At 36.2% G+C, this 26221-nt stretch carries 25 protein-coding genes and 1 tRNA gene; 13 read left to right on the top strand and 13 right to left on the bottom strand.

Going from position 1 to position 26221, the window contains the following annotated elements:
• On the bottom strand, positions 1–1179 hold the full coding sequence (locus tag H8S90_RS05785) for an MFS transporter (RefSeq protein ID WP_187341629.1): 1179 nt from the start codon (positions 1177–1179) through the stop codon (positions 1–3).
• Between the two features lie 175 nt (positions 1180–1354).
• A complete protein-coding gene (locus tag H8S90_RS05790) occupies positions 1355–2203 on the bottom strand; it encodes a carboxypeptidase-like regulatory domain-containing protein (protein WP_187341630.1) in 849 nt (282 codons plus the stop codon).
• 131 nt (positions 2204–2334) lie between these two features.
• Here H8S90_RS05790 and H8S90_RS05795 point away from each other — a divergent pair, with 131 nt between their 5' ends.
• Entirely contained in the window at positions 2335–3210 is an 876-nt protein-coding gene (locus H8S90_RS05795; protein ID WP_187341631.1) for an SIR2 family protein, read from the top strand.
• Positions 3211–3327: 117 nt separating this feature from the next.
• Here H8S90_RS05795 and H8S90_RS05800 read toward each other — a convergent pair whose 3' ends face one another.
• Complete coding sequence (locus H8S90_RS05800; protein ID WP_187341632.1) at positions 3328–3681, bottom strand: hypothetical protein; 354 nt, start codon at positions 3679–3681, stop codon at positions 3328–3330.
• A 140-nt stretch (positions 3682–3821) separates the two neighbouring features.
• On the opposite strand from H8S90_RS05800, the gene H8S90_RS05805 reads away from it, so the two are divergent.
• From H8S90_RS05805 to H8S90_RS05830, 6 genes are all read left to right on the top strand, one after another.
• Positions 3822–4883: a sensor histidine kinase gene (locus H8S90_RS05805; RefSeq protein ID WP_187341633.1), complete on the top strand. Its 1062-nt coding sequence runs from the start codon at positions 3822–3824 to the stop codon at positions 4881–4883.
• A complete protein-coding gene (locus tag H8S90_RS05810) occupies positions 4876–5607 on the top strand; it encodes a LytTR family DNA-binding domain-containing protein (protein ID WP_187341634.1) in 732 nt (243 codons plus the stop codon). The genes H8S90_RS05805 and H8S90_RS05810 overlap by 8 nt, the downstream gene beginning before the upstream one ends.
• Positions 5608–5788: 181 nt before the next feature.
• Positions 5789–7081 carry an ATP-binding protein gene (locus tag H8S90_RS05815; protein WP_187341635.1) on the top strand — a complete coding sequence of 431 codons (1293 nt, stop codon included), beginning with the start codon at positions 5789–5791 and terminating at the stop codon, positions 7079–7081.
• Positions 7082–7108: 27 nt separating this feature from the next.
• Positions 7109–7795: a YiiX family permuted papain-like enzyme gene (locus tag H8S90_RS05820; RefSeq protein WP_187341636.1), complete on the top strand. Its 687-nt coding sequence runs from the start codon at positions 7109–7111 to the stop codon at positions 7793–7795.
• A 32-nt stretch (positions 7796–7827) separates the two neighbouring features.
• Complete coding sequence (locus tag H8S90_RS05825; protein ID WP_187341637.1) at positions 7828–8616, top strand: helix-turn-helix domain-containing protein; 789 nt, start codon at positions 7828–7830, stop codon at positions 8614–8616.
• Positions 8617–8727: 111 nt separating this feature from the next.
• Entirely contained in the window at positions 8728–9084 is a 357-nt protein-coding gene (locus tag H8S90_RS05830) for a cupin domain-containing protein (protein ID WP_222852253.1), read from the top strand.
• Here H8S90_RS05830 and H8S90_RS05835 read toward each other — a convergent pair.
• A complete protein-coding gene (locus H8S90_RS05835; protein ID WP_255501837.1) occupies positions 9081–9566 on the bottom strand; it encodes a YdeI/OmpD-associated family protein in 486 nt (161 codons plus the stop codon). The two genes, H8S90_RS05830 and H8S90_RS05835, sit on opposite strands and share 4 nt — an antisense overlap.
• A gap of 465 nt (positions 9567–10031) precedes the next feature.
• Here H8S90_RS05835 and H8S90_RS05840 point away from each other — a divergent pair, with 465 nt between their 5' ends.
• A complete protein-coding gene (locus H8S90_RS05840; protein WP_255501838.1) occupies positions 10032–10643 on the top strand; it encodes an O-methyltransferase in 612 nt (203 codons plus the stop codon).
• A 222-nt stretch (positions 10644–10865) separates the two neighbouring features.
• Here H8S90_RS05840 and H8S90_RS05845 read toward each other — a convergent pair.
• A tRNA-Pro gene (locus H8S90_RS05845) sits at positions 10866–10939 on the bottom strand.
• Between the two features lie 478 nt (positions 10940–11417).
• Here H8S90_RS05845 and ybeY point away from each other — a divergent pair.
• A complete protein-coding gene (gene ybeY / locus H8S90_RS05850) occupies positions 11418–11852 on the top strand; it encodes an rRNA maturation RNase YbeY (protein ID WP_187341640.1) in 435 nt (144 codons plus the stop codon).
• Positions 11853–11902: 50 nt separating this feature from the next.
• Here the strand turns inward: ybeY and H8S90_RS05855 are convergent, their stop codons facing one another.
• Positions 11903–12598, bottom strand: coding sequence for a zinc metallopeptidase (locus tag H8S90_RS05855; RefSeq protein WP_187341641.1), 696 nt, complete (start codon positions 12596–12598; stop codon positions 11903–11905).
• Between the two features lie 221 nt (positions 12599–12819).
• Between H8S90_RS05855 and H8S90_RS05860 the strand changes: the two genes are divergently transcribed.
• Together H8S90_RS05860 and H8S90_RS05865 are read left to right on the top strand one after the other, a co-directional pair.
• Complete coding sequence (locus H8S90_RS05860; protein WP_187341642.1) at positions 12820–13158, top strand: n-acetylglutamate synthase; 339 nt, start codon at positions 12820–12822, stop codon at positions 13156–13158.
• Positions 13159–13218: 60 nt separating this feature from the next.
• Positions 13219–14562, top strand: a complete 1344-nt coding sequence (locus tag H8S90_RS05865; RefSeq protein ID WP_187341643.1) for a DNA recombination protein RmuC — start codon at positions 13219–13221, stop codon at positions 14560–14562.
• 83 nt (positions 14563–14645) lie between these two features.
• On the opposite strand, the gene thiL is transcribed toward H8S90_RS05865, so the two are convergent.
• Together thiL and nadA are read right to left on the bottom strand one after the other, a co-directional pair.
• The gene (gene thiL / locus H8S90_RS05870; RefSeq protein WP_187341644.1) at positions 14646–15683 is read right to left on the bottom strand and encodes a thiamine-phosphate kinase; all 1038 of its coding nucleotides are present in this window, start codon (positions 15681–15683) and stop codon (positions 14646–14648) included.
• Positions 15684–15702: 19 nt separating this feature from the next.
• Positions 15703–16698, bottom strand: a complete 996-nt coding sequence (nadA, locus tag H8S90_RS05875; protein ID WP_187341645.1) for a quinolinate synthase NadA — start codon at positions 16696–16698, stop codon at positions 15703–15705.
• A gap of 482 nt (positions 16699–17180) precedes the next feature.
• On the opposite strand from nadA, the gene nadB reads away from it, so the two are divergent.
• Both nadB and H8S90_RS05885 read left to right on the top strand, forming a co-directional pair.
• A complete protein-coding gene (gene nadB, locus H8S90_RS05880) occupies positions 17181–18767 on the top strand; it encodes an L-aspartate oxidase (protein ID WP_187341646.1) in 1587 nt (528 codons plus the stop codon).
• A 12-nt stretch (positions 18768–18779) separates the two neighbouring features.
• Positions 18780–19295: a gamma carbonic anhydrase family protein gene (locus H8S90_RS05885; protein WP_187341647.1), complete on the top strand. Its 516-nt coding sequence runs from the start codon at positions 18780–18782 to the stop codon at positions 19293–19295.
• 20 nt (positions 19296–19315) lie between these two features.
• On the opposite strand, the gene H8S90_RS05890 is transcribed toward H8S90_RS05885, so the two are convergent.
• The 5 genes from H8S90_RS05890 to apaG form a co-directional block, all read right to left on the bottom strand.
• The gene (locus H8S90_RS05890) at positions 19316–20995 is read right to left on the bottom strand and encodes an Ig-like domain-containing protein (RefSeq protein WP_187341648.1); all 1680 of its coding nucleotides are present in this window, start codon (positions 20993–20995) and stop codon (positions 19316–19318) included.
• Positions 20996–21086: 91 nt separating this feature from the next.
• Complete coding sequence (mnmG, locus tag H8S90_RS05895) at positions 21087–22946, bottom strand: tRNA uridine-5-carboxymethylaminomethyl(34) synthesis enzyme MnmG (protein ID WP_187341649.1); 1860 nt, start codon at positions 22944–22946, stop codon at positions 21087–21089.
• Positions 22947–23006: 60 nt separating this feature from the next.
• Entirely contained in the window at positions 23007–24863 is a 1857-nt protein-coding gene (locus H8S90_RS05900; RefSeq protein WP_187341650.1) for an ABC-F family ATP-binding cassette domain-containing protein, read from the bottom strand.
• Positions 24860–25510, bottom strand: a complete 651-nt coding sequence (locus H8S90_RS05905) for a nucleoside-diphosphate sugar epimerase (RefSeq protein WP_187341651.1) — start codon at positions 25508–25510, stop codon at positions 24860–24862. The genes H8S90_RS05900 and H8S90_RS05905 overlap by 4 nt, the downstream gene beginning before the upstream one ends.
• A 272-nt stretch (positions 25511–25782) precedes the next feature.
• Positions 25783–26169, bottom strand: coding sequence for a Co2+/Mg2+ efflux protein ApaG (gene apaG, locus H8S90_RS05910; protein ID WP_187341652.1), 387 nt, complete (start codon positions 26167–26169; stop codon positions 25783–25785).
• Positions 26170–26221 lie beyond the last annotated feature (52 nt).

Consider the following 26221-nt stretch of genomic DNA (forward strand, 5'->3'; position numbering starts at 1 on the left):
TTACGTTCTTCTTAACACCTGAACAAGTGAAAAGATCAATGCCGCCATCAAAAAATAGCAAATGGCTAAGGAACTTTGATTATTTACGCTTACCAGGTGTACCGTACCGTAACTTAATACTGAAGTGACCAGGTAAGCTCCTCCGCTGGTAATGCCACTGGAAATACCTGCGATCTCGGGAAATCGTGTTAAACAAAAGGTAAAATAAACATTATAAATAAAACCCGAACATACATGCATGGCGAATACGAACAACATCAGGACGTATATATCGGTAACGAAGATTCCTACAAAAAACATCAATAAAGCAATGGTACATTCAGCTATATTAGCGATGTTAAGCTTAGCCAATAGCGGTTTACCGATGAGGCGCTTAGCTAATATGCCACCCGAAAAAATTCCCAGGCCAGAGATGAGCGCGCAGTATCCCGTGACGATTGAGGAAAACCGGAACTGACCTTCGATAATAAATGGTGCTGTCATAGCAAAAACCAGCACCATGGCATAACTCGCTCCCAGGATAAGAAGTCCAAGTGAGAATTCTGGTGTTCCGAGGATTTTACGATAGTTACTAAAGATAATCGAAGCCTGGAAAGGTTGCTTACTGCGCATAGCTTCGCCGGAAAAAAAGACTTCAATCAAGAAGGACACCAGCGCATACCCGCCTAGAAAAATAAAATTTGATCGCCAGCCCCAGTATGCTTGCAGATAGCCTCCTAAAAACGGTGCAGTAATTGGTCCCAGGGCCCAAATAATAGACAGCAAACTCATGTAATGTTTTAGCTTCTCGCCACTGTAAATGTCTACCAAAAAAGCACGTTTTCCCACAACAATCAGGGCCGTTAATACGCCCTGAAGGACACGTATCAAATAAATGAGATAAAGATTTGGAACATAAGCGATCAACAGATTACTCAAGGCAAATAATAGGAGCGCACTCAATACGATTCGATATCGGCCAAAGCTATCGACCAAACTTCCCGCAAAGAACATCGTCACCCCGTAACTTATGAGAAAACAAGTGAGCGTTATTTGAATGCCGCCGGCAGAGGTGTTGAATACCGACTGCATCTCCGGAAACGAAGGTATGTAGATGTCCGTAACCAGTCCGGATAGGGGTATTAAGATAAAGGTCGAAAGCGTACTTATCTTTTCATACTTACTGTTATATGATTTCATGGGCACATATTTGTTCGCGGAACAAAACTAGCGTCCCAGACGGACTTAAAAAAGAAGGTATGCTATATTATGACCATTATGAGACGAAAAATACAGTTAGTCCATTCCCGGTATGCCCTGCAGAGGTTACCAGGAATCGGGAAAGGCCTTTGGTTTAATTTCCGTCTTTTATTTATCAATCTTTTGCATAAACTACGAAGAACATAGCGGGAGTATGAGCGGCTTTTTCAAACGTAATGCTTTCTTCTTTGGCTTCTTTGCTATAAACATAACCGCTCTCGTCACTCAAAGATAAGGTTAACACGTTACTGTATTCACCAAATGTTCCCCAAGCATCTACCCACTCTAATACAGCAATCAATTCTTTATCGATGCTTAAGTTATACTTATCCAAATCAAGTGTTACCCATTTTCTCTTTTTATCGGTGTGAATAATAATATCTTCACTTAAAATGGAGCTGTCTGGTTTTTGCTCTTTAACAACTTGAAAGTTTACACGAAAAGCTACGCTATCCCAATCATTATCGATAATCCTAAAGTGAAAGGATTTAATTTTTGTAGGTTCTTTAGGATTTTCTATTAATACACCTCTTATCCTTCCTTTACTACTTGCAAAATCTCCCCAGCCTGTCCTTTTATTACCCACCTTAGTATATCCTAGTTTTTCAAATCTTTGCTTACCAATAGCAATACTTACCGTATCCATCTTAAAAGAAACCGGGTTGAGCTTCACTATATTAGCTGGAGTGGAAATCAATTGTTTCAGGTTGAATGTTTTCTCTTCATAGCCCAGTGAGCGGAACTTCACCTCATCAACATGATTGGAGGTGTCAATTGTCAGTATAAACATTCCTTCCCTAGATGCTATCGTTCTAACATTCTTTCCTTCAATCAATAAGGTTGCATAGGGTATTGTTTCTCCGGTATGCTCATCAATAACTGTCCCCTTAATGGTCTGCCCGTGTGCATATGCACTTACGGCTAATAATATGAACCCTAATAATATATGGTGAAGGTTTAGCATTGCTGAAGGTTTACGATATAAAAAACACCTAAATATAATTTAAATTTTAATCTTTTGATAATGCAATGCCTTATAGCTAATAAATAGGAAAAGGAATGTTAAATTAGCAAGTAAATATAACGAACGATCAAATGCCTGAATATGTTCTGCTCGTAGGAAATGACATCAATAATATTTCTCCCGGGAAAAGCTGGAACGAACTCCTGGAAGATATAAAAGCCCATTTCAACGTAGGATACATCCAAAATGAAGACAAACCTTTTCCTATGCTTTATGAGGAAATATTTTTGGGAGCTGTAGAAAATGGATCGGTTACAGAAGAAAAAAACCTGAAAACTTTCATTGCTGAAAACGTATCGAAAATTATAAGCAATGAATTTCATGAGGAAATTAGACAACTCCCTGTGTCGCATATCATGACCACCAATTACGAATTTGCTATTGAAGGTATAGTTCCCGAAAATAATAACAGCATTGTCAAAGAGACGACATATAGCTTATTTCGTCGATATATGCTCGCCGATAAAACTTATTGGCATATCCATGGCGACTGCAATAATCCCAGTTCGATAAACCTTGGATATGAACATTATTGTGGCCAGCTTCAGGGGATGCGTAACTACACGGTATCTGGAACAAACTATACTTCCAAAGCGGTTATAAAAACACCGCTCATTAGACGTTTAGCAAAAGGGAAACAACCTAATTATCAATCGTGGATAGATCTTTTCTTCACGAAAGACGTGTACATCTTCGGATTATCTCTGGATTATGTAGAATCTGATCTTTGGTGGCTGCTTACCTATCGTGCTAGGAATAAATTTTACAGAAAAAGTGCGTTTATAAAAAACAAGATCCATTACTTTATACCGCTAGAATATGCGGAAACCGCAAAGGGGAAACTAACACTCTTAAAAGCTAATGATGTAGACGTTCACGTTATTAAGCAAAAGGATAAACAGCTTTATTATAAAGAAATAATTAGCTTACTCAAACACCTGGCCTGAGTAAAAATTGTATGGCATAACTGCACCTTGGAATGAATGTCCGTAAATAGGATAGCTATTTTCATTAGCTGTTTTTTTTTAGGCAGTTTTCAATCCCGGTTGTTCTTGCGATAAAATTTAGTTGATTTTACGGCCGAAGGGCTTTGCATTAGCTATTTTTTCTTCAATAGCTCGCTCTATAGCCTCTTTATTGGTGAAATCAATAGACGCCGCAATATTTTCTCCCGACTGATTAAGCAATTTAAAACCTATTGGCCTAGTATGTACTCTTTCTAACAGTTTGAAAAGATCTTGATGCATCTTAACCTCCATCCGATAGTTAATGTAAGCCTTCAGATAGGCCTTTTCGTCGGTCTTTGCATGAATAGTTTTTCCTCCTTTTTCCACCATTACGTATTGGCCGTAAAGGCTTCTTTCTTCAGCTATATCAATATATTGGTATAGTTTCTTTCTTTTAAAGAGTGTTATCATAAAAATAGACAAATGCACTATTCAACAATCTTAATAATCTATTTTTGTAAATGCCCAATGTATTTTATTTTGTACTAATTTGCCTAATTAGCTAAATTTTATGAAATTTATTACATTAACTCAAGTATTAGATAGATGACATGCCCTTTGCGATAGATTTAAAAAAAAAGAAAATACTTCCTTGGCATGTATTGGGCTGGCTTATTCTAATAACCTATGAAATTACCTTTTTGATAGCACTAAAGGTAGAGATGACGGCTTTGGGTCTCTTCGTTTCTTATTGCCTCATTATTACCCTGTTCTATTTTCATGCTTATGTGGTGATGCCTGTTAAGAACAGCTATTGGTTATTGCTTTTCATTCCTTTGGAGATCGTTGGTTTTTCCCTGATTGACATTTGTTTTGAATATCTCGATTTTTACGCTACCCCTAATCAACGCCCTTCCTCTCTCAAGACTTCTCTCATTAAATATACTTACAGAGCGCTATATTTTATCACTTTCAGTACTGTTTACTGGCTTTTTATGAATACCCTGCACAAACGAAACCACTTGATCAAACTGGATCGAAAACGACTAGCAGATGAACGTAAGCAGGCCGAGCTGGAAATGAAGCTGGTAAAATCACAAAACGCGAAATTACGTGCGCAAATTGAACCGCACTTTGTTTTCAACACGATGAACTTTATCTATGACTCGGTAGAGGGTGTGTCGGAAAAAGCGGGTGAAACAGTTTTATTGCTTTCAGAAATGATGCAATATGCATTGCAAAATACAGATGACAATTATGAAGTTCCTTTACAAATAGAATTGGAAAATATTAACAAGCTGATCAGGATCAATAACATCAGAACAAACAACAGGTTATACGTTAAACTGAAAACTACTTTGAATAAGGATGAACATGTAAAAACTCTACCACTTTTATTTATTACATTTGTTGAGAACATGTATAAACATGGTGACTTAACGGATGAAAAGTATCCTGGAATCATTTATATCGCCACTGCAAACGGCAACTTACTATTTAGTACCTGGAACAAAAAGCGATTAAGTAAACCTTTTCAGAGTAACTCGATGGGAATCATGAATGCTAAAGAAAGGTTGATAAATTTTTACGGTAATGAGCGATTTCGTTTGTCTGCCAATGAAGATGTCGAGGCGTTTTCGGTTGAGCTGAAAATTGCATATGCATATGACTAGTTGTTACATAATTGATGATGAGGACGCCGCTATAAGTTTGTTGAGTAAATTTATTGACAAAACGCCCGATCTTACCTTAGTGGGAGCATCAATAAACCCATTGGAAGCTCTGCAAAAAATTCTAAACAAGGAGGTACAGGTTGACATTACTTTTCTGGATATTAACATGCCTGAAATATCAGGTTTGGAGCTAGCAAACTTAATTGGCAAATCAACACATATTATATTTACATCAGCTTATACACAATATGGGCTGGAAGCTTTCGATCGTGACGCTATTGACTATATAGCTAAGCCTTTTAGCTATGAGCGTTTTCTGCGGGCGGTTGCCCGATACATTAAATGGAAACAACATAAAGTTCAAGTACCACAGAAAAAACAAAGGTTCTTTTTTATCAAAAACGATGTCAAAGGTAAACTCACTCGGGTACTCGTGGATGAAATTATCTATATCGAATCGTTAGCCAACTATATCGTAATCCATACCGGTACTGAAAAACATATCACGTATCTAACACTAACTGAAGCAGAAGAATACCTCGCATCTTACACCTTTGTTCGGGTACATAAATCAACTATGGTGAATCCTCTGAATATTAAAGCCATTGAGGGGAACAAGCTCATAATGGCTAACGATATCACTATCACAATAGGTTCCAGCTATAGAAAAACGCTATCAGAAAAACTAGGCGGCAGTTTGTTAGTGTCTAAAAGACGTAATTGACCTTAGATTTTATTCCCCGTGCGGTAAATTATAAAGGAATAATCGTAAGATTAAACCACTTCTTATTTAGCTTTAAATACTCTGCTAAACTATGCTGAGGCAAAATTGCATGCAGTTAAACTGGCATTAAGCGCTTCTATATTAACTAAAATTCTTAGCTTTGTTTATAAACGGTTTCCTGATGATAAACAAAGCAAATGTAACCAATGCCAGTATCGAATCTGCAGGTTTACCTAAGGATTATAAGCATGCTCTTGCTGAATATATATGGAATGGTTTTGACGCAAAGGCATCGCATGTAAATGTAGTGTTTGTGGCAAATGAACTTGGGTACCTGGAGCGTATCTCAATTGAAGACAATGGAGAAGGCATCCCTTATGAAACACTCGACGAATCTTTTGGTAATTTCCTGGATTCTTTGAAAAAGAAGAATATCCAACGATCTTCTTATACAAAAGGCAAAAAAGGAAAAGGCAGATTTTCTTTCTCGCTATTTGCTACCAAAGCAAACTGGATTACAATTTATGAACATGGAGATAGTTTTCTGGAATATGAAATTAGCATAGAAGGGAACAAAAAAGAAGAATATGAGGATGCTGATAAGGGAGTTTCCACGAGAAAAAACACTGGCACCACTGTAACGCTTGAGGGTATATTCGGAATTACTGCTGACGCCTTAACACATCAAGAGTTCTTAAATTATTTGGCAAGTGAGTTTGGTTGGTTTTTGTTCCTAAATAAAGATGCAGGCTATGTATTGTCTGTTCAGAATAAACCCATAAGTTATGATCATCTGATACTGGAGAATGATACGGTAGTTTGGCAAATAGCCGATGCTACGGAACACACACAGTCATTTAAGGTTAACTATCTGCGATGGGGTGAAAATATCGGTGATAAATACTATTATTACTACCTAAATGACGCCAACGTTGAAGTAGCAAAAGAGCTAACCAGCTATAATAACAACGCAATAGATTTTCACCACAGTGTTTATGTTCAATCCCACTTTTTTAATGCTTTCGAAAAAAGTATCCTAGATAAAGGTAGTGAAGAGCATCTTTTCACTTCACTCAGCCATAACGTCATCTACAAAAAACTACATACGGAGTTAAAGGACTTGCTCCACAGAAAACAAAAGAAATTCATACGGGAAAGAGCCGCCGCTGAACATCTATTGGAAATAGAAAAAGTAGGCTTGCTTCCTGCTTTTTCTAATCAACCCCATGACCAAGAAAGAAAAAAAGATTTGCTGACTGTAATTAAAGAACTTTACTGTGTTCATCCTAGAATGCTGAAAGGATTGAAACAGGAACAAGAGAAAACTTTTATAGCTTTACTAAGCTTACTGCTAGAGAGTAACAAAAGGGTGAATATTTTACAGGTTATAGAGCAGGTAATACCGTTAACAGCCAATGAGAAAGAAGTATTGGGCAATGTATTGAAGAAACCTGTTTTTACTGGAGTTACATAGTCTTTTTGTACTTATGTATGATAACTTATGAGAAAAAGAATAACTGTGTTTGGGTTTATTGCTATCTTTTCCGTCATAGCTATCTATGCACAAAGCGTTTTCGTTTCGAAAAACCCTCTTACTGACTCCGATAACCCTGAAACCGATCAAGATAGTCTGAAGAATAAAATAAAAGATGGCGATATTATTTTTCATACTTCACTTTCTGATCAAAGTAAAGTTATTCAACTGGCCACAGGATCAAAGTATTCGCATTGTGCCTTGATTTTTAAAGATGGTAAAGAATATGTTGTTTTTGAAGCTGCTCAAATTGTTAAACGGGTACCACTTAATGAATGGATAGCCCGTGGACAGAACAGTAAATACGTCGTCAAACGCCTTAAAAATGCAGACCAAATTTTAACCCCCATTACATTGGCAAAAATGAAAGCAATTGGTAAGAGCTTCGACGGAAAATCGTACGATCTTACTTTTGAGTGGAACGACAATGAAATGTATTGCTCAGAGTTGATCTGGAAAATATATCAACGGACAACTGGTCTTGAAATTGGCAAACTTCAGCGACTAGGTACTTTCGACATAAGCAGTCATACGGTGCAAAACAAAATAAAAGAACGTTATGGTAATCACGTACCTTTAGATGAACTGGTAATATCCCCAGCGGCTATTTTTAATAGTGACCTTTTGACTACTGTAGCTACAAATGAAGATTAACCAAATGCGTTTAACTTTAATGATTATATTTAATGGTAGCACTGAATAAACTTAATAAAGTAAATGACTATCAAAATGCAAAGCGAGTATTAAAATATCTCCTGGTTTGGTGTGAACACGGTCGCACTGAAATAATCATAGATGAAAATGAATTTTGCTTGACGCAACATCAGGTAATTACGATTACTTCAGGACAGGTTCATTTTTTCCGGAATATTCAAGGTACGGTCTACATCTTGGAATTTACGCTCGACTTTATTTGCAAAGATGACAACGATATAGCGCTCATTTTTCATAACGGATTATTTTGTCACTTTGGTATAAATGAGGTTATTGCTATTGATTGTCCTCAGGTATTCGAAAATTTATTGCAAAAAATTGCCCTCGAATTAGAAGATAAACCTTACCAATATCTCATCTCCGTCCGTTCTTATATTCAGCTTTTACTGATAGCAATTAATCGTACCAAGATTGCAAAGGGCGATGAAATTTGGAAGCCAGACGCACTTTTTCTACGCTTTTTGGAAGAAGTTCGGAATAATTTTTCCCTTAACTATTCTGTTGCGCAGATTTCAGATACTTTGCACACTACCGAAGCCAAACTCAATGAGCTATCAAAACGGCATACCAGTAAAACGGCTCAAAATGTAATATATAGCCTGATTATTTCCGAGGCTAAACGGCTGCTTATTTATCAGGACCTTTCGATCAAAGAAATTGCTTTTCAGTTGGGTTTTAAAGACCCTTTCTACTTTTCTAACTTCTTTAAGAAACATACGCGATTTTCACCCAAGCACTATAAAAAAACCTTTGCTGTCTGAAATTTTATATGCTTTTCTGAAGATCCTCTATTTTTTTCATCTGTCAAATATTTCAATTTTGTTCTTTATCAAAGCGCTTATACCTTGAATTATTCACTAAAAAATAAACAAATGACTACTAATATGCACGATTACATCGTAAGAAGTAAACAAATAAAATGGTTACCATTAATAGAAGGTGGAAAGTCTTATAGCGGCATCTATGTAAAGTCCCTCCGGTACGATAATTCTACCAAACGCTCCAAAACAATATTACTTAAATTTGAAGCTGGTGCAAGTTATCCCTACCATAACCATCCCGCAGGGGAAGAATTATTTATTTTGGAAGGAGAAGCTATTATTGAGGGTTTAACCTTTACGGAAGGTGACTATCTATACACACCCCCAGATTTTAAACATGCTGTAAAAACACTGATTGGTTGTACTATACTTTTCTTGTGCCTGAAGAAGTTGAAATCATCTAATTAGGGTCTTTCCCTTCCAAGGAATTTGTCTTGACCAAGAAGAAAGCGAATAACTCGTGCTACATTTCGGTCAACGCTTTCTTCAGTTTTCAAATAAGAAATATACTTAATAATTTCCAGACGTAAGGAAGGTCTTAAGCTATCGAATATGCTTTTCGCCATCGGATATTTTTCGAGCGCCAATTGCAATTTCGGATGGGGTGTAATACTTCGATCACTCTCATCAAAATATAGCTCAAATATTGCTGAATCACCAACTTTCTTGCTTGTTGCCTTCAACATAGGTCCGTTTACATAGAGGCGCCAGTATCCGGCATATTTTACCAGTGTTTGGGTAAATTCCTGTCCATCTATATGGAGACGGACAGGAATCTTACCTTTATGTTTCCCCATCTTTTTAAGAAGTAATTCTAGATTCTCTTCCGGTACAAATACAAAGGGGTTGATCCCTATTTTATCGATAATTGCGGTAAATTTGTTTTTCAAAACCATTTCCTTTAACGGGTAACTTAAGAGAATAATTAGACATATTTTTAAGTATGAACCATAAATCTAAAGGTAAAATTCTTAACAATACCAAACTAAGGTATAACTTTATGGAATATTTCAAATGCAAATCAAATTATTCTGGCAAATTGGACCATGGTTTGCGCAGACCATATTTCAACGTACATAGCGAAGCTAGAAAATGTAAAACCAAAATTAATTAAATGCATTTCGAACTGCACGTCAAACTATTGCTTTTGTATATAAAAATATACCCTATTCAGAGCAGCATACAGCGCTTTTTGGAAATGGTTAGCACAATAAAACATATTAAAAGATATAAATGTTTTATACTAAGAAAATGTGAAAATTACCCAGCAATCTGTAGTGTATAATCTTCATTTTTCCTTTATCAGGTTAATTTCAACTATCATGAAAACTATTTCTTCAATAAAACCAATTTTAATGCTTTTTCTATTCTTAAGTGTGATAACCGGATGTGCTGCTCAGGGTACAAAACAGGAAAAGCTTGATGAACGTGTCCTTAAATTTTTAAAAGCAAATGAACAGCAATGGCAGAACCTCAATGTTCCCTATGAGGACGGCCAGGTATTACATGATTTAATTGTAAATAATAATTATCAGTCGGCACTGGAAATTGGCACCTCTACCGGACACTCGACAATTTGGATAGCTTGGGCACTTAGTAAGACCGGAGGTAAGATGATCACTATTGAACTTGACGAGGATAGGCAGCAAGAAGCTATAAAGAATTTAACGTCATTAGGCTTAGCAGATTATGTAGATTTCAAGCTTGGAGATGCCCATCAACTCGTAAAGGATCTTAAAGGCCCGTTCGATTTCATTTTTTCAGATGCGGATAAAGATTGGTACATTCAATATTTTAAGGATATAGACCCAAAACTTAAGAAAGGTGGTCGATTTACCGCACATAATGTATTACAAAATATAAGCGGTATCCGGGAATATATGGAATTTATTAAAAATCAACGCCATTACGAAACTATCATAGATAAGTCAAGTAATTCTGGTATTGCCATTAGTCTTAAAAAATAAATCTTTGCTTTCTCCAGAGCGGTTTTTGCATTTTTATAATAACTGAATTGCCCACATCACATACAGGTATATATAGGTGTAACAGCCAGCCTTAAGTGGGGAGGGACAATACAAATGTAACTTTCTTCACAAGTATCTATCAAAAGAAACAGGAACGATATCAAGCAAGTTTGATATCGTTCCTGTTTCTTTTGATAAGGCCAAGGCCTAACATTTGTATTGTCGGGATGGCCGGATTTGAACCGACGACCTCCAGCACCCCATGCTGGCGCGATACCGGGCTACGCTACATCCCGTTAATTATTGGACGACAAACTTAGATAAAATTCTATTTATTCGCAATTTTTATACTTTTTAGCTAGCGTCAAATACCGCACTACCGATATAAAACTACGCCTTGATAGCGTTTTCTTCGATCAATAAGTATCCATAGATCTGCCATATTTTCAAAAAAGAATACAGAAAGATTATAGAAAGAACTTGTAAAAAATTCATATAAATAGTCAATTTTACCGTAAATTGATCGTAAACTAATCGTAAATTTACCGTAAAATATACGGCCAATTTACGGTTAGTTTACGGTAAAAAAACGGTCAACTTGTGTATCTTAGTAAAATCAAGATAAGTTCTTTATACCTTTCATCTTCTATTTTTTATAAGGATAGCAGGTAAATAGGGTATGAAAAGGGCGAATTGCCACCACGAAATTGATTAACCTGAATTTATGTTTCTATCAAATGGCATCGTATCTTTGCCTCAAACGACAATACACAGATGCCTGTTACTACGATAAATTTTTTTTTAGAGGATATCAGCTATTCATTGAAAAACAAAGTAGCCCTACGAAAATGGATTATTAATACCATTCGGTCAGAAAAATTCAAACCTGGTGAGATAAATTTCATTTTTTGCAGTGACGAATACCTCCATAAGATAAACTTGGAATACCTCGATCACGACACCTATACGGACATTATTACCTTTGATAATAGTGAAGACGATCATATAGTAGCAGGAGATATTTTCATTAGTACAGAGCGTGTAGAGGATAACGCCCTCCAATTTGGTGCTTTACCTAGCGATGAATTGCATCGCGTTATTATTCATGGTATATTACATTTATGTGGATATTTAGATAAAACTGATAGTGATAAAACACTGATGACAGCAAAAGAAAATGAATATCTTTTAAAAAGGGATTGGCAATAAAAAAGGGCTACATATTTAAATGTAACCCTTTTTTATTGGTTTAAACATTATTAGTCGCGCGAGCGTAATAAAATACTCGCATAGTATACTAAGGTTGCCAAAGATGATAAAGCGGCGACTACATAAGTCATTGCAGCCCACCATAACGCATTCTTCGCCCCATCATGCTCTACTCTCGTAGCCATAATTCCTTTATTTGTTTCTAACCACGCTAATGCTCTGTTTGATGCATCAAATTCTACTGGTAAGGTGACAAAACTGAATAAGGTTACCAATGCTAATGCGGCTACACCAATAGCCAATATATAGATATTACCAGAAAAAATTGCTAACATCACACCTATCATCAACGTCCACGAAGTTAACGTTGATGCCACATTCACAATAGGCACCATAGCAGATCTGAACTGAAGCCATGAGTAGGCCCGTGCATGCTGTACCGCGTGACCACACTCGTGAGCTGCTACTGCTGCAGATGCCACGCTCCTACCTCCATATACTTCTGGACTCAGATTGACTGTTTTATCGGCTGGATTATAATGATCTGTTAACCTTCCTTCTACCGATACAACACGTACATCATAAATATTATTATCATGCAACATTTTCTCAGCTATTTCCTTACCCGACATCCCACTGCTTAATGGTGTTTCTGAGTGCTCTTTGAACCTACTTTTAAAACGCCATTGCACTATGAAACTAACGATTGCGATACCAATCAACAACAAATATTCTACTCCTAGCATATACTAAATTTTAAATTCTCTTTCTTTACCTATATCAAACCGCATACCGATTACCCGCTCTGTACGCTCCGATGTATAAATTTACTTAATTTTTATATATTTTGCAGAAATTTACACTTAATGTATTAGAATAACATTAAACACCAGCTATTCTACTGTCAATTTTTCGTTAACAAGCTTTAAACAACTGATAATTTGTCAGTTAAAATAAATTGATAAGCATGATAAATTACCATAATAGACGTTTTAGACCTGTTGCTAATACCGAGAACGGGGAAACCACGGGAGATACTATTTTTCACTATAAACAAGTAGGTAATATGTTAACCGCCGAATATAAAAGCGTAAATATTCTATCCGGTCATTTAATGGCCATTGTTACTGAAGAGGGTGTATTGAATATGGTTTATCATCAAATAAATAAAGACTATCAACTAAGAACGGGTAAATGTATATCCAAACCAGAGTTACTCCCTTCCGGAAAATTAAGATTGCATGAAAGCTGGGAATGGACAAATGGCGACTTAAGTTCTGGCCAATCTATCCTTGAAGAAATATAAGTAAGACATAAAATGATTCTCTTTTTCTAGCTACCTTTGTAAAAAATCACGATATACCTTATGGAAAACCTATTGATTGTTATCTTACTCATTGCTTTGATATTCATCTTATACTATTTTACCAAACGTACCAATCAATCGCTCAACGATATTCCATCACAACAAGATCATGAACAACGGGATGAATTACTTATAAAACTGGCGAAAGCAGAACAGAAGGCAGATAGCTACCGTACGGAAAACGAACGTCTAATACAAGAATTGCGCGCCGAACGCGAAAAAGTTGCCAGCGCCGAGCGTACGATGGAAAGTATGAACGCTTACTTTGAATCGCAAAAGGATAAAATAGAAGAGCAAAAAGTGGAAATGGCCAATATAAAAAGTCAACTCAATAAAGAATTCGAATTGATTGCTAATAAAATATTAGACGAAAAGACAACCAAGTTTTCAGAAACGAACCATAAAACTATCAACCAGCTACTCGATCCTCTAAAAGAGAATATAAAAACTTTCGAAGAAAAGGTGGAGAAAACGTATAACCATGAAGCTGCTGAACGCAATTCCTTAAGGGGCGTTGTTATCCAGTTGATGGAGCAGAGTAAACTAATAAAAAATGAGGCTACCAACTTAGCCAAAGCACTTAAAGGAGATCAAAAGAAACAGGGTAATTGGGGAGAAGTTATATTAGAGCGTGTACTGGAAAGATCTGGTTTGACTAAAGATAGTGAATACCGATTACAGGTAAGTTATAATAATGAAGATGGTAAAAGATTACAGCCTGACGCCATTATTGATCTACCGGAAGATAAACACCTAGTGGTTGATGCTAAAGTATCTTTGGTAGCGTACGAAAGATGGATAAATGCCGAAAATGATGAAGAAAAAGAGATGTTTGCTAAACAACACGTAACTTCTGTTAAAAATCATGTGACCGAACTTTCCCGTAAGAATTACCAAGATCTTTATAAAATAACATCGCCAGATTTTGTTTTGCTTTTTATGCCTATCGAGTCAGCATTCAGTATGTCCGTTACATATGATACGGAGCTTTTTAGTGAGGCATGGGATAAAAGGGTTGTTATTGTGAGCCCCTCTACCTTATTAGCTACTCTTCGTACCATTGCAAGCATTTGGAAGCAGGAAAGACAAACACGTAATGTACTGGAAATAGCTCGTGAGGCCGGCGCTTTATACGATAAGTTTGTAGGTTTTACAGCAGATATGGATAAAATAGATAGACAAATTACTTTATTAGCCAGAACCCATGAAGACGCCCGTAAAAAGCTTGAAACCGGTAAAGGAAGTGTGATATCTAAAGTAGAAAAACTTAAAAAGCTGGGAGCTAAAACAAGTAAACAGATTGATATCAATTTATTTGATGAAGAAGAATTTACAGAGGATTAAGCAGTTTCACGTGAAACTGCTTAATCCTCTGTAAAATAGTGTAATAAATGGTAGCTATTATTCCTAAACAAGAATTGCAAAGCTTAACCAAAAGCATTCCATCCCTGCGCTTTGATTTGGTGCATATTTCCGGCTTTCGTAATCAAGTGATGCCCCTCTGACTCTGCTGTAATATGCCCGATAACCGTGATATCTACGTCGCCCTTTATTTTATCGTAATCTGCTTGTTTTATAGTGAACAATAACTCATAATCTTCCCCGCCATTTAAAGCGCAAACCGTTGGGTCTAATCCGAACTCTCGTGCCGTATCATAGGTCATCTGATCAATGGGAATTTTATCTTCATACAACTTGCAGCCCTTATTTGATTGTTTACAGATGTGTAAAATATCTGAAGCTAACCCATCCGAAATATCGATCATAGCGGTTGGTCGTACAGCAATGTCTTGCAACAATTTTACGATATCTAAGCGAGCCTCGGGTTTTAATTGACGTTCTACAATATAATCCTTCCCCTCTAAATCAGGTTGTATATTTGGATTCTCTAAAAATATCTGTTTTTCCCTTTCCAACAATTGCAGCCCCACATACGCACCTCCTAAATCTCCAGAAACACAAATAAGATCACCTTCTTGGGCACCATTTCTATAGGTAATGTCCTCTGCAAGCGCATGGCCTAAACTGGTTACACTAATCACTAATCCCTGCTTAGAAGCAGAAGTATCACCACCAATTAAATCCACATGATATTTTTTACAGGCCAATATAGCTCCGGCATAAATTTCCTCAACGGCCTCCAGCGGAAATTTACTTGATAACCCTATTGAAAAAGTTATTTGAGTAGCTATACCATTCATAGCATAGATATCGCTTAAATTTACCTGCACAGCCTTGTAACCCAAATGTTTAAGTGGTACATAACGTAGATCAAAATGTATACCCTCCAGTAGCAAGTCAGTAGATACCAGTACCCGTTTATCAGTATGGTTAATAACCGCCGCATCATCACCAATTCCCTTAACAGTTGATGGTTCTTTTATTTCTACAGATTTTGTTATTAAATCTATTAAACCAAATTCACCTAGTTTATCTAAGCTTGTATTCTCCTTATTATCAAACATATAAAAATTTAAAATTGGTTTATAAACCTAATTTGGCAGAGATATCCAGCATCCGTTCAATGGGTTTGCGTGCTCGTTCGATCACATCTCCCGACAAATCGATCTCAGGTAGCTCGTATTTCATCGCATTATATAATTTCTCAAGCGTATTGAGCTTCATATGCGGACAATCATTACATGCACAGGCATTGTTAGGAGGTGCTGGTATAAAGGTTTTACTGGGATTAGCTTTCTGCATCTGATGTATGATACCGCTTTCTGTAGCAACAATAAAAGTATTTGCCTCATTGTTTATGGTATATTTTAGCAAGCCGGTAGTAGATCCTATAAAATCTGCTTCGCGCAGTAAGTGTTCCTCACATTCCGGATGAGCGATAAATTTAGCTTCAGGATGCTTCCTTCTTAATTTATCAATCTTTTCCTGAGAAAAAATTTCATGAACCATACAAGCACCGTTCCATAAAACAAGATCTCTCCCCGTTTTCTTTTTTACATAATCGCCGAGATTTTTGTCAGGTCCAAAAATAATTTTTTGATCCTTAGGTAAACTCTCCACAATTTGAACGGCATTAGATGAGGTACAAACAATGTCACTTAATGCTTTGAGTTCGGCTGTACAATTGACATAGGTAATAACAAGATGATCTGGGTGCTGCTCCTTAAACTTCGCAAATAAATGTGGTGGACAGCTATCAGATAATGAACAACCTGCTTTCAGATCAGGTAAGAGCACTTTTTTTGAAGGAGACAATATCTTCGCTGTCTCGGCCATGAAATGTACTCCGGCAAATACTATGATTGAAGCGTCAGTCTTAGCTGCTTCCTGGGAAAGCCCTAAACTATCGCCAATATAATCTGCAATATCTTGTATTTCAGATTCTTGGTAATAATGTGCCAGGATTACTGCATTTTTTTCCCTTTTTAATCTGTTAATTTCTTCTACTAAATCTAACCTCGGATCAATCGCTTCGTCTATAAATCCTTTAGCATTTAGTTGTTCGGTATATATTTCCATTGTTCTACCTGAGCTTAAATATCAATTACAAAAGTACGCAAAGTATTTGAAATGGGTTTTCCTTTGGTTTTGCACAGTATAACTAAAAACAATAATCTTTTTATATAAAAGCTTTTATCGTTTATTAGTGTGTTAGTATTGTTGGCAAATTTTCTTATCCAGATATTGTGATTTTGGATATCTCTAATTTATTAACATTTTTTTAACATAAAATGAATGTTAAATGGCTGATTTACAAATGCGAGATTTTACGAGGATTTCTTTTTCCATATTTTATTGTCAGCATTTTTTTTCTATTTGATAGTTGAAAACTGACTTAGTAGTGACTTAGAAATTACTAATAAAAAAGGTTAAAATGTGTAGAGATATACTTTTTAACTATTTATACTTTTTATTCCACTGTTATTTTACAAAAAAATCCACATCTTTAACATGGTTTTCCACCATTTCGGTGGACAATTTATTATGATAATTTTTTCAAGATGACGGATGTTGATTTCTTGGTGATAGGTTCTGGTATTGCAGGCCTAAGTTTTGCTCTTAAGGCTGCTGAATATGGTAAGGTTCTGATAGTTACAAAATCAAATGAAGATGAATCAAACACAAAGTATGCACAAGGTGGTGTAGCAGTAGTTGTGGATAAGTCTGATAGCTTTGAGAAGCATATAGCTGATACTCTGATAGCTGGAGATGGATTGTGTGATGAACGAATTGTGGAAATCGTTGTAAAGGAAGGACCAGAGAGAATTAGGGAAATTATTGGGTACGGTACGAATTTCGACGAGATAAAGGAAGGAAGTTATGATCTCGCCAAAGAGGGTGGCCACTCTGCCCATAGAATATTACATTATAAGGATGTTACGGGGTTTGAAATAGAGCGCGCATTGTTAGAGCAGGTACATAAATCTTCCAACATAAAGATATTAACTCATTATTTTGCGGTGGATTTGATTACTCAACATCATCTGGGAGCTTTTGTTAATAAGCATAGTGACGATATTACCTGCTACGGTATTTATGCATTTAATACGGAAACGAATGTAGTGGAGAAGATTACCAGTAAGATTACCGTAATGGCTGCAGGTGGTGCTGGACATATTTATTCATCAACTACAAATCCGGTGATTGCTACAGGTGATGGTATTGCTATGGTATACCGTGCTAAAGGAAAGGTTAGGAATATGGAGTTTATTCAGTTTCATCCTACCTCTTTATATAATCCAGGTGAATATCCCTCGTTCTTAATATCAGAGGCACTACGGGGTTTTGGCGCAGTGCTAAGGAGAAAATCCGGTGAGGAGTTTATGCAGGAGTATGATGAAAGAGGCTCGTTGGCACCTCGGGATATTGTGGCGAGGGCAATTGATAATGAAATGAAGAAATCGGGTGATGATTTTGTTTACCTGGATATTACGCATAAGAACCGAGCGGAGCTTTTAAGTCATTTTCCTAATATTTATGCAAAATGCTTAAGCGTAGGAATAGATCTTACTCGTGATTATATACCGGTGACACCCGCCGCGCATTATCTCTGTGGAGGTATCTTAGTTGATGAATATGGGCAATCGTCTATTAAAAATCTTTACGCGTGTGGTGAATGCTCTTCAACGGGTTTGCACGGTGCTAATAGGTTGGCATCCAACTCATTACTTGAAGCTTTGATCTTCGCTCATCGGATTTTTAGACATGCTGTGGATAAATTTGTTGCTATTACTATGCCTGCTAGCATACCTGATTGGGATGATACCGACACACATTTGTCTAATGAAGATATTTTAGTTACCCATAACTTACGGGAAACTCAAAAAATAATGAGCGATTATGTAGGTATCGTGCGTTCTGATTTTCGTTTGGAACGGGCGATGAGGCGACTTAAATTGTTATATGAAGAAACAGAGGAGTTTTATAAAAATACCAAGTTATCGGTAAAACTTTGTGAATTACGTAATATCATTCAGGTTTCTTACATTGTTATTAAGTCTGCAATGGAAAGAAAGGAGAGTCGGGGATTGCATTATACAACTGATTACCCTATTCACGCGGAACGAATCGACGATACTATATTTTAAAATATTAAATTTATGGCCTTGATTAAGTCGGTATTAGGTAAGACACCAGTAATTGCAGAGGATTGTTTTTTAACGGAAAATGCAACCATTGTTGGCGATGTTAGCATCGGAAAATCATGTTCTATTTGGTTTCATGCGGTGATACGAGGAGATGTTAATTACATAAGGATTGGTAATTATACGAACATTCAGGACGGTGTAGTTATACATGGTACTTATAAACGAAACGGCACTGATATAGGTAATTATGTGAATATAGGGCATAATGCTTTGGTACACGGTTGCGTATTAAAAGACCATTGTCTGGTAGGGATGGGTTCCATAGTGATGGACCGAGCGGTTGTTGAGGAGTATGTAATAATTGCTGCTGGTGCGGTAGTACTGGAGAATATGGTGTGTGAAAGTGGTTATTTATATGCTGGTATCCCCGCGAAGAAGATTAAACCTATTAATGAAGAGCAAAGACTTATGTTAGATAAGTTACCGCACAATTATGTTATGTATGCATCCTGGTTTGAAGATAATTAATCAATTGAAGACATTAATTATCAGTTGTCATCTAAAGGAGGTATATCAATTGGTTCTTCCTGTTCCCAATTGGGGCGTACGGTAATGATTTTTTCGTGATACCATATAATTTCTGGAAGTGTTCGTTTTTCTACGTTTACAGGATCCCATTTGTTATTTTTGTTCTTATCATAAACAGCACGGATGAGATATTTTCCCCCGGGAAATTGTTTGAATATTAGCCTTTCAGATTTCCTTACAGCTCTTGATTCAAATATTCTGTCTTTTTTATCGTTAGTTATTTGTATAAGATATTGATTTCCTATAGTATCTGGAACATTAACTTGAAGGATGATGTCTCCGAAATTTTCTGTTTCATCCAATGTGAATTTTCTTGTTACATCTTTTGATTTCTCTCCGAAATAACCTTGAAATGCATCTTCTTTTAGTACTAATTCGTAGTTTCTTTTGGCTCTCCAATTGTACCTTAAAATGTATTTTTTGTTGTCGTTGGTGTCTGCAGTCAGTTGGAAGTTCTTTCTGGCAATAGAATCCTCGGTAAGTACAATGTTCTGCTTGTTTACAGATTTTATAGGTGCAGTGCTTTGCAGTATGATATGTTTAATCTTATTTACTTTTTGTCCGTTGAGATTATCTGTAATAATGAGGTCCCTATCATATTTTTCGTTTCTACTTCTTCTTATATTTACAGAATCGAGTAGTTCGTTATGGTCGTAAAATTGAACCTTTAAGGAATCGAAAGTTAATTCTGACAACCACATGGTAGCGCTGTCTTTTTTCGACGAGTAGGATATTAGTTTGTTCTCATTCAGATCTTCTGGTTTTACGATTCTGATATCTGGATTATCAAGGGGTTTATTAAAGGAGAAGGTAATCGTGCCATTTTTTTCAATTTTTCTGTCTACCAATCTGAATTTTGGAGGAATGGCTTTGGAAACGGTAAGCTTAATATTGTTGGTGTCTTTATTTAAATGAAAGGAGTCTATTAAAAAACCTATTTCTTCATCATCTGAATTATAGATTCTATCGCCATTTTGTTCTTTTAGTGCATAGATTCTGTAGGTATCTTCTTTAAGATTTTTTAGGTTAAAATTACCTGAAGAATCTGTAAGTGTGAATATATTAGCCTTGCGTTTTCCAAATATCGAATCTTGACGCGTGGGAATAAGTAAAACAGTAGCTTCTTCTTCTTTTTCTAAACTCAGCGCATTGGTAACATTTCCCGAGACATTTAGTGAATCTATTTCATCTCCGGTTGCAAAAACGTAGCTGTAATTTAATAATGGATTTCCTTCGTTATAGTCGCCTATAGCTTTGCCGAAATTTATGGTGTAGGTTGTTTTCTCTTCTAACGAATCCGGTAAGGTAATGATCAAGGATCGCTTTCTAACCTTATAGGTTGGAAGTTTATCCATGTCTGGTGTTATACTTATTTCTTTGAATTCATTCTGTAATTTTATATACTCGTCAAATTCAATAACAATCTCTTCTTCTTCAAAGTTTCTGGTGAGGTTAGTTGGAGATTCACTTAATATTTTTGGTGGGATACTATCTTTGGGTCCACCCATAGGTTGCTGTACGCTTGCGCAATGTGTATTGAATAGTGTAAGGCCTATAAATAAAACCAAAATGAGCCATTTTAATTTTAAGGCTATTTTAGCGCCTTCTGAAAGATTTTTTAGTTTTTTGGATAAACGCATCGGAATTTCTAAAATAATGGCTCAGAATTGATTATTTTACAGTATTATTTATTTTAGTTAACTAGTTGATTTATAAGTTTTTATAAAAAAATTATGACATATGCACCATTAGTACACTTACATCTGCCGGTGATACACCGGAAATTCTAGATGCTTGGCCTAAGGTACGTGGCTTTATCTTGATTAGTTTTTCTCTTGCCTCTTTTGATAGCGATACTAGTGTAGTATAGTCAAATGATGGGTTGATTTCTTTGTCTTCCATCTTTTTCATTTTGTTAACTATTTCTATTTCTTTCTCAAAGTAGCTATCATATTTTACTTTGATTTCTGCCTGTTCGATTACTTCTTGATCATATTTTGATAATATCGATTGGAATGTCTGACTTGAACGTGCTAGATCAAAAATGCTTACTTGTGGGCGAGTAAGAACATTGAACATTTTTATATTTTGCGTAAGTGGACTGGAATTTAAATCGCTTAAAATTATATTCATGTCTTTTGCATTGATAGACGTTTTTCTCAGGTAATTAACAAGCTCATCTGATTGGTTTACTTTATTAGTAACTTTTTCGAGAACATTATCAGTTACCAATCCTAGACGATGCGCAATTGGTGTAAGCCGGGCATCGGCGTTATCTTGTCTTAGAAGTAATCGGTGTTCTGCCCTAGAAGTAAACATCCGATAAGGTTCTTCGGTACCCTTTGTTATTAAATCATCAATCAACACGCCTATATAGGATTCAGATCTTTTTAAAATGAGTTCATGTAGATTATTGATTGATTGATGAGCATTTATTCCCGCGATTAACCCTTGACTGGCAGCTTCTTCATAACCTGTTGTACCGTTGATTTGGCCGGCAAAAAATAGATTTTTAACTAGTTTTGTTTCAAGCGTTGCATCTAACTGCATAGGTGGAAAATAATCATATTCGATTGCATAACCTGGACGGAACATTTTAGCATTTTCAAAACCGGGAATTTTGGTTAACGCTTTATATTGTACGTCTTCTGGTAGCGATGTTGAAAAGCCGTTTACGTAAATTTCACATGTTTTCCAGCCCTCGGGCTCTACAAATATCTGATGTCGATCTCTTTCGGCAAATCTATTTATCTTATCTTCAATAGAAGGGCAATATCTTGGTCCCAAACCTTTGATACGGCCGGTGAACATAGGCGATTTTTCAAAACCTTCTTTCAGTGTTTCGTGTACATCTTGATTGGTATAAGTGATCCAACAGCATCGTTGTTCTGTAGGTATTTTTACATTTCGAAAAGAGAATTTACCTCTTTTTTTATCCCCCCATTGCTCCTCCATTTTGGTATAATCTAAACTTCTGCCATCGACACGCGGCGGTGTTCCAGTTTTCATTCTTCCTGACTCAAAACCGATACTCACGAGTTGTTCTGTTAATCCGGTAGCAGCTTTCTCACCTGTTCTGCCTCCGCCGAATTTTTTCTCACCGATATGTATGGTACCGTTTAGAAAGGTGCCATTGGTTAATATAACAGCTTCACATATTATGGTTATACCCAAGGAAGTTACTACCCCTTTAGCCTGACCTTTTTTAACAATAATTTCTTTAACAGTATCTTGCCATATATCAATATTTTCTATATTTTCCAATTGTAACCGCCATTCTTCAGCAAAGCGCATACGATCGTTTTGCGTACGTGGACTCCACATGGCTGGACCCTTTGACAGGTTAAGCATCCGAAATTGGATGGTTGTTTTATCTGCTATAATACCAGAGTAACCCCCTAATGCATCAATTTCCCGCACGATTTGACCTTTAGCAACACCTCCCATCGCCGGGTTGCAGCTCATTTGTGCAATAGTACCCATGTTCATCGTTATGAGTAGTACTTTTGAACCTAAATTAGCTGCGGCTGCGGCTGCCTCACAACCTGCGTGCCCTGCTCCTACTATTATGATATCGTATTTTGGAAACATATCTATTTGAGTTCCACGTGAAACTTAATAGCTAAAGTTTCACGTGGAACGTTTATTTTATCAAATTAATTCACCTAATTCTAGCCAGCGTTCACTTTTTATCTCTAACTCTCTATTTAAAAACTCAATTGTTGTGGCTAGCTTTGAAAGCTCTTCATGATGAGTGGTTTTTTTTAACTCATCGGTTTTTATTTTAATTTTTTTCTCTAATGAGGTTATTTCCTGATCAAGATTTTCGAATTCTTTTCGCTCTTTATAGGATATTTTCCTCCTCGCAGTTTCTTGTTGCTTTATTTGGATTGTTTTTTTTGATTCTTGTATCTTTTTCTCTTTTGATGATAAACGTTCTTCTGCTTTAAAATCAGTGTAGTTTCCATTATATATGGTAATATTACCTGAATCAAAAATAAATAATTGATCTGTTAATCGATCAATTAAATATCTATCATGCGAAACCAAAATAAGCACGCCAGAAAAATTGGTTAAAAAAGATTCGAGTACGTTGAGGGTATCGATATCTAAATCGTTCGTTGGTTCGTCAAGAATGAGAAAATTCGGGTTTTGCATGAGAATACGCATGAGCTGCAATCTTTTTTTCTCTCCCCCGCTTAACTTTTCAACGAAACCAAATTGCTTTTCTGGCGGAAAAAGAAAATGTGTTAATAGTTGAGAAGCAGTAATAGTATCGCCGTTATCCATTGTAATATATTCGGCTACATTTTTTACGATATCTATTACGCGTTCATTATTAGAGAAGGAAAGACCGCCTTGTTTGTAATAACCGTAAACAGTAGTCTCGCCCACGGTTATCGTGCCTTCTATAGGAGATAGTGCTTTGGTTATTAAGTTTAGGAAAGTTGATTTTCCACTTCCATTTTTTCCGGCCAAGCCTATCCTATCACCTTTTTTGAAAGTATAGGAAAAGTTATTAATAATTTTTTTTTCTCCAAATGATACGGATACATCTGTTAATTCTAAAATTTTTCCGCCTTGCCTACTCATTTTCACACTGAGTTCGATGGTTTCTCGGTTATTGTTGTTTTTTGTTTTTTCTTCTAAGTCATAAAAAGCATTTATCCTGGACTTCGATTTTGTGCCCCTTGCTTGTGGTTGCCTTCTCATCCATTCTAATTCTTTGCGAAGAAGGTTTTTGTTTTTCTCTAGGGTGGAAGCGTCACTTGCTTCACGTTCGGCTTTTTTCTCCAGGAAATTGCTATAGTTACCTTTATAACTATATAATTGAGCGTTGTGCAGCTCTTTTATTTCCGTACAGATATTATCTAGAAAGTAACGGTCGTGTGTAACGAGTAAAAGTGTTTTTTGACCGACTGTTAGTATTTTCTCCAACCACTCTATTGTTTCCAGATCTAGGTGATTGGTAGGTTCATCTAGTATATAGATATCAGGATCATCTATCAGCAGCTTAGCTAGTGACAGTCTCTTTCGCTGCCCACCAGATAAACTTTTGATCGATTGTTTTAAATCGGTGATACCTAACCTATTTAAGATAATTTTTATGCTGTCTTCATAAGACCAGGCATCCTTTACCGTTAGTTCTTCTATGAGTCTGGTGAGCAAGTGTTGGTCGTGATTTGGCGTATCAATCAGCGCCTCATACTGTTTTATTAGTTGCTGAGTTTCATTATCTAAGCTATAAATGAAATCTTCTATTTTTTCTAAGGCAGTAAAATCAGGTTCTTGCTCCAGATACCCTATTTTGATATCTCGGGTAGATACTGTTTTTCCTTCTAAAGGTATAATTTTTCCAGCGAGTATTTTTAAGAGCGTAGATTTGCCCGTGCCATTGACACCTACCAGTGCTGTTCTATCTCCTTTCTGTAAACCGAATGTAAGGTTTTTAAATAACCATTTATCGCCGAACGTATGTCCTATTTGCTCTGTTGATAATATACTCACGCAATTTCTTTAATTTCGTCTGACTTGAATATGTGCAACCCTTGGTTATTGTTTAATGCTTGATTAAACATCGCAGCTGCAACAGTTTTAGCAGAAATACTTCTATATTTTTTTAACGATCCTACAAGTAATGGATTTATGAAATAGAAGATTTTTTCTGTTATCTCTTCTACATTCCTTTTCTCTTTTCTGCTACCAGTTAATAAAGAGGGTTGATAGATATTTATACTTTGGAAGGGCAATAATTTTATATCTCTCTCGAGTTCACCTTTTGTTTTATTGTAAAATATCATTGAATGTTGGTCGGCCCCAAGGGCTGACACTAAATGAAAATGTTTAGTACCGTTCTCCAATCCGATTGCTGCTGCCATTAAAGGAAAATCGTGATCGATTTTATAATATTCATCTTTGTCCGGCGTTTTGTTTTTTGTTGTTCCTAAACAACAAAAAATATGATCAGCTATCAATTCTTTTTGGTGCAATTTAAGCGCTTCCATCCCATCTATAATTTGCTCTATTTTAGGGGAATTAATAGCTATTTTCTTGCGAGTGTATAATATAACTTTTTGAAAATCAACACTTTCAATTAAATAGGTGAGTAGATACCCTCCTACTAGCCCACTTGCCCCATAGATCAACGCTGTCATATATACGGTATTATGCTAAAATTATTGCAAAAATAAGTAATATTCTGAACATTACGGAGCATTCATTACACCTAAGTGTCATTTCTTAATGACCGATGTGTATCTATTTTTAGGCTATATATGTCAAATTACTTTTAACTATTTACGCTTAAGGTAAGATAAACAGGCGTATGTTATAAGGTTAAATATATTATAAGGAGAAAGTAAGCTGGGTAATGATAATAATAAAGGTGTAAAAAAGAAAAGGCTAAGCTAAAAAAAGCGGCTTGGTTTTAATTAAGCTTATGATCAGGCATTAAATTGAATTTGGGAATGGCTACATCAAATAAGGATCCATCAATTTCTTTTAGCATTTGATAACTACCCGCCATACTTCCCATATCACTTTTAAGATTGCATCCTGAAACGTATTCGTATTGTTGCCCAGGTGCAATAATAGGTTGTTGACCTACAACTCCTTCCCCTTCCACTTCCCTATGGGTGCCGGTTGAATCAAAGATGAACCAGTGTCTTCTCAGCAATTGTACACTGTAATTACCCATATTTTCAATAGTGATCTTATAGGCAAACATGAAGTGTTCGTTTTCAGGATTAGAGTATTCGGGTTGGTATACCGCCTCTACCGAAACCTTGACTCCTTCGGTAATCTCTGTAACCATAATCAAAAGAATTTCCGGCAAGATAGGAAATGATGGAATAAAATAGAAATAA

The sequence above is a fragment of the Olivibacter sp. SDN3 genome, from assembly GCF_014334135.1.
GTDB lineage: Bacteria > Bacteroidota > Bacteroidia > Sphingobacteriales > Sphingobacteriaceae > Olivibacter.